Source organism: Minwuia sp. IMCC3009 (assembly GCF_029909415.1).
GTDB lineage: Bacteria > Pseudomonadota > Alphaproteobacteria > Minwuiales > Minwuiaceae > Minwuia.
In genome coordinates, this window is the sequence record NZ_CP123781.1 from 1,321,253 (window position 1) to 1,333,100 (window position 11,848).

The window sequence follows — 11,848 nt, forward strand, 5'->3', positions numbered from 1 at the left end:
AATGGCCTACGAGACAATCCTCTATGATGTCGAGGACCAGATCCTCACCATCACCCTGAACCGCCCTGATCGCCTGAATGCCTTCACCGAGCAGATGCGGGTGGAGGTCATCGACGCGATGGATCGCGCCGATGCCGACGACAATGTCCGGGCGATCATCTTCACCGGTGCGGGACGCGGATATTGCGCCGGTGCCGACCTGTCGCGCGGTGGCGGCACGTTCAATTACGAGGAGCGCGGCTACAAGCCGGGTGAGGTGGTGCGCGATGGCGGTGGTGTCATGACCCTGCGCATCTATCGCTCCTCCAAGCCGGTCATCGGTGCGATCAACGGCCCGTCGGTGGGTATCGGGTCCACAATGCAGTTGCCGATGGATATCCGCATTGCCTCGGAGAAGGCGCGTTTCGGCTTTGTCTTTGCCCAGCGCGGCGTGGTGCCGGAGGCCTGTTCCAGCTATTTCCTGCCGCGCCTTGTGGGTATCTCGCAGGCGCTGGACTGGGGCTTCTCCGGCCGGGTGTTCGAGGCGGATGAGGCACTTGCGGGTGGCCTGGTGAAGGAAGTGGTGCCGCATGACGACCTGATCCCGCGTGCGCGGAAGATTGCGCGGACCTACATAGACAAGTCGTCCGCCGTTTCCGTGGCGCTGATCCGCCAGATGTTCTGGGGCTGCCTCGCCGCCGACCATCCGATGGAGGCGCACCAGATCGACAGCCGCAACATGGTCTACATGGGTGCCAATGCCGACGCGCAGGAAGGCGTCAGTTCCTTCCTGGAGAAGCGCGCGCCGAAGTTCTCCATGAAGGTCTCCCAGGACATGCCGCCCTGGTACCCGTGGGTGAAGGAACCGGACTTCGCCGATGGCGTCGATGCCGACCCGAGCAGGCTGGACGATGGCCTGAAGAAGGGCTGAGGCTCTTCGCGACCGGGTTTCTTCAGTCCGACGCCAGGCGATGCATCCTGTGCTTCGGCGGGCGGGCGGCTTCGCGCAGGCTGGCCAGATCGGCCTGCTGCTTCTCCGCTGTCGCGCGGGCCTGATCGCCGCCGGCCTGATAGGGCAGGGGCCAGACCGTGCCGTCGAAGCCGGCCTCCGCCGCCGCGCGCAGCGTGAAGTAGGGATCGGCCAGATGCGGGCGGGCCAGGGCCACCAGATCGGCGCGCCCCGAGGCGACGATGGTGTTCACCTGATCCGCCGTGGTGATGTTGCCGACCGCCATGGTGGCGCGGCCAGTGGTCTGGCGCACCGCGTCGGCGAAGGGTGTCTGGAACATGCGGCCATAGACCGGCTTCTGGTCCGGTACGGTCTGGCCGGCGGAGACATCGATCAGGTCGACGCCGTGATCCGCCAGCATCTGCGCGGCGGCCAGCATGTCATCCTCCGTCAGCCCCTCCGGCATCCAGTCGGTCGCCGACAGCCGCACGGACATGGGTTTCGCGTCGGGCCAGACGGCCCGCACGGCATCGAAGACCGCCAGCGGGAAGCGCATGCGGTTCCGGATCGAACCACCGAATTCATCCTGCCGCCGGTTCGTCAGCGGCGAGATGAAGGACGCCAGCAGATAGCCGTGCGCCATGTGCACTTCCAGCATGTCGAAGCCCGCCCGTTCGGCGCGCTCTGCCGCCTGCACGAAGTCGGCGGTCACCCGGTCCATGTCCGCCCTGTCCATTTCCTTCGGGACCTGGCTGTCGGGGAAATAGGGCACGGGGGAGGCGGAGATGATCGGCCAGTTGCCTTCCTGCAGCGGACGGTCGATCTCCTCCCACGCCAGTTGGGTCGAACCCTTGCGTCCCGCATGACCAAGCTGCAGTGCGATCTTCGTCTCGGATTCCGCATGCACGAAGTCGGTGATGCGCTTCCAGGCCGCTTCCTGTGCATCGGTGTAGATCCCGGTGCAGCCGGGGGAGATCCGGGCATCTGCCGAGACGTTGGTCATTTCTGTGAACAGCAGGCCCGCCCCGCCCACGGCACGACTGCCAAGGTGCACCAGGTGCCAGTCGTTCGGCAGGCCGTCGGTCGCCTTGTACTGGCACATGGGGGAGACGACGACACGGTTGCGGATCTGCATGTCGCGCAGCCGGAACGGCACGAACATCGGCGGTGGCGCTGTGCCGTCCGGGACCGGCAGCCCCTTGCTGCGGGCGTCGTCGGCGAACCATCGGGTCACGTCCTGCACCAGATCGGGATCGCGCAGGGCCAGATTGTCGTAGGTGATCTGCTTGGAGCGGGAGAGCATGGAGAAATTGAACTGCTGCGGTGGCAGGCTGAAGTTGCGTGCCACATTCTCGAACCACCCCAGGGAGACATCGGCGGCGTGCTGGGTCTTCTCCACCTCCAGCCTGCGACCGCTGTCATAGGCCTCCAGTGCATCGGGGATGCTGTCGGGGTTGCTCAGGATGCATCGGGCCAGCGCGATGGAATCCTCCATCGCCAGCTTGGTGCCGGAGCCGATGGAGAAATGTGCCGTGTGGGCGGCGTCGCCCAGGATCACGACATTGCGGTGCACCCAGCTCTCGCACTTGATGCCCGGGAACTGGCGCCAGATGGAGCGGTTGGTCAGCAACCGGTGACCCTGAAGCTCTTCCGCGAAGAGTTCCTCCAGATAGCGGGCGGAACCTTCCTCGTCATCCTCCCGCAGGCCGGCATTGGCGAAGGCTTCCGGTGTCGTCTCGATGATCCAGGTCGCGGCCTCGCCCCGGAAGCGATAGGCATGAATCATCCAGTGACCGTGCGCGTTCTCCTTGAAGTGGAAGGTGAAGGCCTTCAGCGGTGCCGTCGAGCCCATCCAGCTGAACCTGTTGCGCTTCAGTTCGATGGTCGGACGGAAGGCGTCTTCCCATTCGCGGCGGACGATGGAGTTGGCTCCGTCGGCACCGACCAGCAAGTCACAATCCCGCAGCTCCTGCAGGTCCGAAATCTCGTTCTGGAACTCGATGTGCACCCCCAGCGATTCCGCGCGCTGCTGCAGGATGTTCAGCAACTCGATCCGGCCGATGCCGCAGAACCCGTGACCGGTGGAGCGGATGACCTGTCCCCGGTAGTGGGTGTCGATCTCCTCCCAGTAGGCGAAGCGCTCGATGATCTGGCTGTAGCTTTCCGGATCCGCCTCCCTGAAATGGGTCAGGGTCTCGTCGGAGAAGACGACGCCGAACCCGAAGGTATCGTCGGCGCGATTGCGCTCATGCACATGAACGTCGATGTCCGCGCGCGCGCGTTTCAGCAGGATTGCCAGATAGAGCCCGGCCGGACCGCCGCCGACCACATTGATTTTCATAGCCTGCCCTCTTCGTCACGGCTCGGGTGAGCGAAGATAGTTTAAGCTTAAAGTAATTTTGATGCCACCGTCTGCGACGCCGTCCGCTGACTCAGCGCAGGGGCGCTTCCTCCCGGGCCGTCGGTTCCGACAGGATCGTCTTCAGTCCGGCGTTCTGTATCTGGGGGCCGCTTTCGGCGATTTCGGTCAGCCAGGCGCGGATCGCCGCGCCATGGGCGGGGGATTCGAACAGCACGGCGGTACCGTTGCCACGGTGGCTGACGATGGTTGCGCGGGCGTTTCGCAGGAACAGTCCGACGCTGACTTCGACCAGGGTACCTGTGGGTACGCCAAGTGCAGGCTCGAAGAACAGTCCGCCGTCAGAGACATCGACGGCGATGCGCGACTCGGCGTCGCCTCCCTCCAGTTCGCGAACCTTGATCGGCAGGTTGACCGTGAAGCGCGCGTGGGCACGGCGCAGTTCGGGCGGCGGGGCGAACAGCATGTGAATCTGGCTGAGCCGACGGCGGACGACCTGGAGTGTGGACATGTTCAGTATCCCGACAGATTGCGGTCACGTTCAGTCCATCATCCATCGTGCTGATGAATCGGAGGTTAACCGGGCAGGATCAACAGATCTGCTGACTGCCGCTCCGGCCTTCTGCCCGCGCCGTCAGCCAGTCCGCCAGCCGACGCCCCTCTTCGACGTCGGAGAATGCCAGGGCGGTCCCTTCCGGACGCTGGTCGGCGATGAGCGCGCTGATCTGCCCGTCGAACTCATCGGTGCTCAGGAATACCTGCTCCCGAACCGAGCCATAGAGGTTCGGCGTGATCAGCATGCCGTTGTGCGAGACATCAACAGCCAGACATTGCCTGTGGGGCTCGTCACGGAACCGGGTTACCGAGACCGGCAGCCGCACCTTGTGGCGCGGACTGCGGCGCCTCTCACGATCCGGTGTCCATGCGTCACCGCCTCGCCGCCAGATCCCTGATTTCCTGCCAAGTGACCACATCATGGGGGTCACTCAGCAATGATGATGCCAACCTGGCTGCCACGGACCGTCTGCGGTTCCCTGAAACGCGGGAACCGCAATGGTGATCACGCCCGCGCTGTCGGCCGGGACGTCACGCGGCCCCACCAGGCAGTCAGGTTCTCAAGCTCTTCCGGGATCTTCAGGGCAACGCCCTTGCCCAGCAGGATGCCACACTGAAGCGTGATATCCGCCACGGTGTAGTCGTCACTGGCGACAAATTCGCGATCCTTCAGGTGACCGTCGAAGATCGCCATGGCGGCCAGGGCATTGGCCCGGCTGGTCTCGCCCCAGCCCTTGTGCTGTTCCAGACGACCGATCCAGAAGTCACTGGTGTGCTGGAAACACATGGCAATGGGTATCAGGACGTTCAGCTCGGCCCGGCGGTTCCACATCTCCACCTGTGCCTTTTCCAGCGGATTGCGCCCGAACATCGGCGGCTCCGGGTTCAGTTCCTCGAAATAGCGGCAGATCGCCATGGATTCGGTCAGGACGGTGCCGTCATCCAGTTCCAGCGCGGGCATCTTCCCGAACGGATTGATCTTCCTGTACTCCGGTTGTTCGTTCTCGCGCTTCATCATGTCCACGGGCTGACTGGGAATATCGATTCCCTTCTCGGCCAGAAAGATGCGCACGCGACGCGGGTTCGATCCCGCAGCCAGGTCATAGAGTTTCATCGTTGTGTCTCCCCGTTTGAAATCCTGTCGTTGCGATGCAGTGGCCTACTGCCCCTCCCGTCGCCAGCAGACCAGCAACAGCAGAAGGAGTGCAAGCAGGACTGCCAGCGGCGGTGCCAGAGGTGTTGTCTTCAGACCGGTCACATCAAAGGCACCATTGCGCAGCAGGCCAAGCCAGTCACTGCCTGCGCCCTGACGGCCCGGCTCCACGCGTCGGATATCGGGCTCCGCGTAGCGCGAAAGCCGGATGATACCGCCATTCGTGGCCTCAACGAAGGGGCGCAGATGACGGTCGGTCGATACCAGATCGGAGAACTCGACCGGATTGAGGTTGCCCAGCACGGCGATGGTGCTGCGGGTGCCGTCCCCGATCCGGTAGAGACCGGCGACGTTCAGGTCGATCCGCCCGAAATCGATCCCGTCGCGCCCGGCGGTCAGTTCCAGCCGGTGCTCCACGCCATCCGGTCCCGTGACCGTGACGGGGGGCTGATCCTCTGCCAGAGACCGTCGGGTCACCTTCAGTGTCGCGCCCTCGACCTCCGCCTGCAGGCTTTCCTCCTCCAGCGCCGGTTCCTTCATCAGCCAGTGGGCCGTGCGCCGCATGACCTCTGCCTGCGGTCCGCCCCCTTCGAGGCCACGCGACCAGAGCCAGCCATGATCCGACATCACCTGCGCCACACGGCCTTCGCCCACACGGTCCAGGATCAGCAGTGGTTTCTGTTCCGGCCCCTGCATCAGGACCTCGGCATTCTCCACCGTGACATCAATGGACCGGAACCAGCGTCCCCAGGGCTGCTGCTGCGGCCCCGGCTCCAGTCCGGCGGTGACGGGATGGCGCCTGCCGGTGTCGGTCAGGGCAGGGCGGAACCCGACCGTCGTGACCTCGCCCGTGGGCTTGCCCGGCAGGATGCTGCGCAACGGCGTGCGGTAGATGCTGGCGGGACCGGCGAAGGTCGGGCCGGCCGCGTTCAGCAGGGCTCCGCCTTCCTGCACGTAGCGGGCGATGTTCTCCAGATAGGTGAAATGCAGGACACCGCGCCGCCAGAACCGGTCGAAGATGATCAGGTCGAAGTCGTAGAGCTTGATCTCGAACAGTTCCCGGATGGGGAAGGCGATCAGCGCCAGTTCGTGGATCGGGGTGGCATCCTGTTTCTGCGGCGGGCGCAGGATGGTGAAATGGACCAGATCGACCGCCGGGTCGGCCTTCAGCAGGTTGCGCCAGGCGCGCTCCCCCGGATAGGGCTCGCCGGAGACCAGCAGCACCCGCAGGCGGTCACGCACGCCATTGACGGTGATGGCCGCACGGTTGTTCTCGTCGGTCAGCTCCGCCGGATCGGCCTCCACCTCGAACTCGATCAGGTTGCGGCCACCGTGGCTGATCGGGACCGCCAGCACCGTCTCGCGCCCGATCGGCACGATCCGGGTTTCCAGTTCAACGCCGTCGCGGCGGATGCGGACCCTGGCAATGCCGCCCTGTGAACCATCCCCCTGGTCATGGACGATCACCGAGGTCTCTGCGGCCTGATCGACGACGGCGAAGGTCGGCGCATTGACGATCTCGATCCGGCGGTCCCGTTCTGCCGGCTCTCCGGTCAGCAGCAGGTGCAGGGGGCCGGGCAGCAGATCAGCCGCAGGACCTTCGGACGCATCGAACTCCGGCAGGTCATGAACCTGTCCGTCACTGATGACGATGACGCCTGCGGTCCTTTCCGCCGCCACACCCTCCAGCCCGCGACGGATCGCGCTGACAAGGTGGGTGCCGTCAGCGGGGCCACCGGAGTCCGGTCCGGCCTCCACCACACGCACCTCCAGCCTGTCCTGGGCATCCAGGTCCGCCAGCACGGCGGCGAGGGCTGTCTCCGTCTGTGCCGTGCGGTCAGCGATGGACTGGCTGGTGCTGCGATCAACGACCACCAGCGCGACGTCATCGTGATAGCGCCGTTCCTCCTCCAGCAGGATCGGGCCGCTCAGGACGCCGAACAGCACCAGCAGCAGCAGCAGCCGCAGCACCGTGCCGCGCGCCTGCCGAAACAGGCCGAACAGCGTGATGACGGTGCCAAGGGCACCAAGCGCAATCAGCAGCGCCACCGGCACCAGCGGTTCGAACGCGATCTGCAGGCCGTCGATCATGACTATTGTCCCAGCCGGTCGAGAATGGCGGGCAGGTGCACCTGGTCGGACTTGTAGTTCCCGGTCAAGGCATACATCACCAGGTTGACGCCGAACCGATAGGCCATCTCGCGCTGTCTGCGCCCGCCGCCCTGAACCGGGGCGACCGGTCGACCGTCACGATCCATGGCCCAGGCGGAGGCCCAGTCGGCCCCGCCGATCAGCAGCGGCGAGACGCCGTCGTTGGCACGTGCGTTCAGTTGCTCCACCCAGACCCGCCCGGTGGGATAGCGACCGGGGAACGACTCGGTCAGATAGAACGACCGGGTCAGGACATGCCCTTCCTTCACAAGCTCCAGGGGTCCGATATCGACGCGGGCCAGCAACTGGCGCAGGCGCGCCGTGCCGGGGCTGACCTGCCCGCGCCGGAGCTGCGGGCCACCGGCATCACGGGTATCGAACAGCACCACGCCGCCGGTGCGCAGGTAATTGTCCAGCCGTCGCACGGCCTTTTCGGAAAGTGCCGGCTGGCTGGCAACCATCGGCCAGTAGACGAGGGGGTAGAAGATCATCTCGTCGTTCTCGATCTCCAGCGCCACCGGAATTTCCGGCTCCACCGAGGTGCGTGCCCGCATGATTTCGCTCAGTCCGAAGATTCCGGCGGCGGACATGCGATCAACCCGCGCGTCGCCGGTCAGTACGTAGGCGAGGCGGGTTTCGAGGGCGGCATCGATGACGCCGGGATCAACATTGGCCTGACTGTCCGTTTGCCTGTTGTCTGACCGGCCGCTGTCCTGTGCATGCAGACTGCCCGGCGTGACGAACCCGGAGGCGAGACCCAGCGCCAGTCCGATGGGCAGGGCGTAGGCGAGGCGGCGCATGTTCAGCATCCCGCGCAGCGCCAGCGCCACCAGCGCGTCCACCAGCAGCAGGATCAGGGCGGCGGTCAGCAGCCATGGGCCGATGTCCAGTTCCGGTCGGGCGCCGACAACCCCGCGTGCGACACCTGACGGCAGCGCCTGAAGTGGCTGGGGTTCCGTCGCGCTGGTTCCGACGTTGAGCGCACGCAGGCTTGGGCGGGTGCCATACAGGCCCGGTGGGCTGGCAGGTCCGACGACGGTTGCGGACAGCGCCGCCTCCTGCACGGCGCGCACACCGACCCGCGGATCGGTGCGTCGTCCCAGTCCGTCAAGGGTGACGGCGGGTTCCAGCATGCGTTCGGCGTTCGCCGTGGATTCGATGCCGATCGACAGCGAACTCAGCCGTCTCAGCATGTCAACGAACAGGCCGGAGAGCGGCAGGTTCGACCAGTCCGTATTGGCGGTCGTATGGACCAGCACAAGCCAGCCGTCCCCGCGCCGTTCGGCGGTGACCAGCGGCGTGCCATCGACCAGACTTGCCCAGGTCTTCTCAGGCAGGTCCAGAGTGGGCTCTGCCAGGACCTGGCGCTGGATCACCACGTCGCGCGGAATGGGCAGGCCGGCGAAGGGACTGTCCTCCGGGAAGGGCGCCATGCGGGCCGGCTCGGCCCAGCTCATGGTGCCTTCCAGGCTGCGACCGCCGCTGCGGAGCCGGACCGGCACCAGTTCGCCTGCGTTCTCCGCCAGTTTCGGTCCCGCGAACCTGACGAGTACGCCACCCCTTTCGATCCAGTCGCTCAGCCGCAACTGGTCGCCGGCAACCAGGCGCCCGAAATCAGGCAGCATCAGGATGGAGAGGGGGGTGTCGAGCAGGTCACTGACGACACCTTCCCTGATTTCCGCGAATGGCAGCAACGCGCGCTTCAGATAATAGAGGTCGGCCAGCAGTGGCTGCGCCTGTTCCTGGGAGGGGTTGCCGCTCAGGCCGACCCGGAAGCGACGAAGGCCGGAATCGATCAGACTGACGGTCGCGGCACTCTGGCGTCCCTCGATCTCCAGCCGCTGGATGGCGTTCATCGCTTCCAGCGGCAGGGTTTCGTCGAAGGACAGGCTGGTTTCACCTGCAGCGAATGTCAGTTCCCGTCGGAACAGGACCCCGCCATCACCACCCGTGGCGCGCAAGGCCAGGGTTTCCGGCTGCTCGGCCAGATCACGTTCGATCACCACTTCCAGCCGGGTGCCGCTGCCGGTGGGGGAGCGGAGCAGCATGACGCTGCGGGTCGCATCGCGTCCGAGGACGGTCAGCGGTCCAAGTCTGCGGGCGACTTCGATCAGTTGCGTATCGGCTTCGGAGGCAATGCCGTCCGAGATCCAGTAGACATTCGCTGACCGCTCCAGACTGACCGTGCCCAGGGCGGCCACGGCTGCGGCGCGATCCGGTGCCCAGGGGCGGGGCTGCAGGCCGCCGATCGTGGCCAGGGCCTCCTCTGCGGTGCCGAGGCGTGCCACGGGACCGGTGCCGTCTTCCGAAGCAGTGGTCCGCAGCAGCAGCACGTTGCGGTCCTGCCTGCGGGCGCGGCGCGCGATGTCCGTCATGCTCGCCACCTGGTCATCCCAGGACTGGGCGGCGGCCCAGCCGTCATCGACGATCAGCACGACCGGGCCCGGTGTCTCGAAGGTGCTGCCGGGGTTCAGGACCGGCTTGGCGAGGGCCAGCACGATCAGTGCCGCGATCAGCAACCGCAACAGCAGCAGCCACCATGGTGTCCGGGCCGGTGTCTCCTCCGTCCGGGCCATGTCGAAGATCAGCCGGGCCGGTGGAAAGGAAACCAGTTCCGGCGCGGGTGGGGTGGCACGCAGCAGCAGCCAGATCACCGGCAGCGCGGCGAGACCCAGCAGCAGCCAGGGGTAGGCGAAGGTGATGGCGGCAAGGGCACTCATCTGCGCGCGTTGCCCGAAATGGCCTGATAGAGCGCCAGCAGTGCGGTCTGCGGAGGCTGATCGGTATGGTGCAGCCCGTGGGTCCAGCCGGCGTTTCGCGCGATCTGGCGCAGCGCCACCTCGCGCTCGTCCACCCGGCGGGCGAAGGTGTCGCGCAGATCCTCCGCGCGACCCACCAGGACATTGCCTTCACCTTCGGGGCCGACAAACCGGACCCTGCCGGAATAGGGCAGGCGGTGTTCGGCAGGATCCATGATCTGCAGCAGATGACCGGCAACACCGGCGGCGGAGAACTGGCGCAGGAAGTCGCGCACATCGTCCAGCGGTGTCAGGAAGTCACCGATCAGCACCACCTGCGCGAAACGCGGCAGGTTGGCGGGCGGCGGCAGGCTGTGGTGGTCCTCCACCAGTCCCCGGCTGATCGCCAGCGCGTAGTCCTCCAGCAGGGCGCGGGAAGAGCCCGGCGGGTGGTCGAGCCCCAGAAACGCGACCCGCTCCCCACCTCTCAGCAGCAGTGATGCCAGCGCCATCAGCAACAGGGTGGCGCGGCGCAGTTTCGTCGTCTGGCCGAGGTGGGAACGGAAATCCATCGAGTCGGAACCGTCGCGCCACAGCCACACCGCCTGCGCCGCCTCCCACTCGTTCTGCCGGACGTAGGTCGGTACGCGTTTCGCGGACTGTCGCCAGTCGATGGAGGTTGCGGGATCGCCCTGCTGGTAGCGGCGGAACTGCCAGAAGCTTTCGCCATCACCGACCCGACGCCGCCCGTGAACGCCCTGGCTGACGGTCTGCGCCACACGCTCCGCCTCCACCATCAGCGGCGGCATGGCGTCGGCCAGCCGGTCCGCGCGGTTGCGCAGCCGGGGATCGAAGCGGCTGGAACCCTGGTTCCCGGTTCTCAATGTCCTGGGGTCAAGCGCCATATGCCTGGATTCAGATCCTGTCGATCAGCCGCTGGATGATGTTCTCCACCGTGATGCCGTCGGCACGGGCCGCGAAGTTGACCGCCATGCGGTGCCTCAGGATCGGCGGGGCCAGCGCCGCCACATCGTCGGCGGAGGGGGCGAAGCGTCCGTCCAGCATGGCCCGCGCCCGAACGGCAAGCATCAGCGCCTGACTGGCGCGCGGGCCAGGTCCCCAGGCGACGTGATTGCGCACGTCATCCAGCTCGGTCTCCTCCGGCCGGCCATTGCGGACCAGCTTCAGGATGCTCTCGACCACGGCCTCGCCCACCGGCAGGCGGCGGACAAGGCGCTGGGCATGCAGCAGTTCGTCAGCGGTCATCACCATCGGCGGTTCCGCCTCATCGGCACCGGTGGTGGCCAGCAGCATCCGCCGCTCCGCCTCCATGTCCGGGTAGGGGACGTTCACCTGCATGAAGAAGCGATCGAGCTGGGCCTCGGGCAGGGGATAGGTGCCTTCCTGTTCCAGGGGGTTCTGCGTGGCCAGGACATGGAACGGACGCGGCAGGTCATGCCGTTCCCCGGCGACCGACACGTGATATTCCTGCATGGCCTGCAGCAGCGCCGACTGGGTACGCGGGCTGGCACGGTTGATCTCGTCAGCCATCAGCAGCTGGCAGAACACCGGCCCCTTGATGAAGCGGAAGCTGCGGCGACCATTGTCGCTTTCCTCCAGCACCTCGGAACCGAGGATGTCCGCAGGCATCACGTCCGGCGTGAACTGCACGCGGCGGCTGTCGAGCGACAGCACCTTGCCCAGCGTGACCACCAGTTTGGTCTTTGCCAGACCGGGTACACCGATCAAGAGGACATGACCGCCGGAAAACAGGGTGATCAGCGTCTCGTCGATCACTGACTGCTGTCCGAAGATGACCTGTCCGACTGACTCGCGGATCTGCCGGGCCTTGGCGCCGAGCGTTTCCACTTCCTGGGCGAAGGCCTCGCCCGCTTCACTGACGTTTTGCATACCGGAGACTATATTGGGCGTTGCGGCAGTGCGAAACGAAATCCCGCGCTGTT

9 protein-coding genes are annotated in these 11,848 nt (G+C 66.0%); 1 reads left to right on the forward strand and 8 read right to left on the reverse strand.

All coding sequences use genetic code 11. The features are described 5' to 3' along the window. Window position 1: 1 nt before the first annotated feature. Window positions 2-910, forward strand: coding sequence for a crotonase/enoyl-CoA hydratase family protein (locus QGV55_RS06295; RefSeq protein WP_281017704.1), 909 nt, complete (start codon window positions 2-4; stop codon window positions 908-910). A gap of 22 nt (window positions 911-932) precedes the next feature. On the opposite strand, the gene QGV55_RS06300 is transcribed toward QGV55_RS06295, so the two are convergent. The 8 genes from QGV55_RS06300 to QGV55_RS06335 form a co-directional block, all read right to left on the reverse strand. Then, complete coding sequence (locus QGV55_RS06300) at window positions 933-3,269, reverse strand: bifunctional salicylyl-CoA 5-hydroxylase/oxidoreductase (protein WP_281017703.1); 2,337 nt, start codon at window positions 3,267-3,269, stop codon at window positions 933-935. A gap of 91 nt (window positions 3,270-3,360) precedes the next feature. After that, window positions 3,361-3,798 carry a PilZ domain-containing protein gene (locus tag QGV55_RS06305; RefSeq protein WP_281017702.1) on the reverse strand — a complete coding sequence of 146 codons (438 nt, stop codon included), beginning with the start codon at window positions 3,796-3,798 and terminating at the stop codon, window positions 3,361-3,363. 79 nt (window positions 3,799-3,877) lie between these two features. After that, window positions 3,878-4,264 carry a PilZ domain-containing protein gene (locus QGV55_RS06310; protein WP_281017701.1) on the reverse strand — a complete coding sequence of 129 codons (387 nt, stop codon included), beginning with the start codon at window positions 4,262-4,264 and terminating at the stop codon, window positions 3,878-3,880. An 83-nt stretch (window positions 4,265-4,347) separates the two neighbouring features. Further along, window positions 4,348-4,956 carry a glutathione S-transferase family protein gene (locus QGV55_RS06315; protein WP_281017700.1) on the reverse strand — a complete coding sequence of 203 codons (609 nt, stop codon included), beginning with the start codon at window positions 4,954-4,956 and terminating at the stop codon, window positions 4,348-4,350. Window positions 4,957-5,001: 45 nt separating this feature from the next. Beyond that, the gene (locus QGV55_RS06320) at window positions 5,002-7,086 is read right to left on the reverse strand and encodes a hypothetical protein (RefSeq protein WP_281017699.1); all 2,085 of its coding nucleotides are present in this window, start codon (window positions 7,084-7,086) and stop codon (window positions 5,002-5,004) included. A 2-nt stretch (window positions 7,087-7,088) separates the two neighbouring features. Continuing rightward, window positions 7,089-9,866 carry a DUF4159 domain-containing protein gene (locus QGV55_RS06325; protein ID WP_281017698.1) on the reverse strand — a complete coding sequence of 926 codons (2,778 nt, stop codon included), beginning with the start codon at window positions 9,864-9,866 and terminating at the stop codon, window positions 7,089-7,091. After that, window positions 9,863-10,768 (reverse strand): DUF58 domain-containing protein, encoded by a 906-nt coding sequence (locus QGV55_RS06330; protein ID WP_281017697.1) that lies wholly within the window; start codon window positions 10,766-10,768, stop codon window positions 9,863-9,865. Before QGV55_RS06330 ends, QGV55_RS06325 begins: the two co-directional genes overlap by 4 nt. A 31-nt stretch (window positions 10,769-10,799) precedes the next feature. Continuing rightward, a complete protein-coding gene (locus QGV55_RS06335; RefSeq protein WP_281017696.1) occupies window positions 10,800-11,795 on the reverse strand; it encodes a MoxR family ATPase in 996 nt (331 codons plus the stop codon). Window positions 11,796-11,848 lie beyond the last annotated feature (53 nt).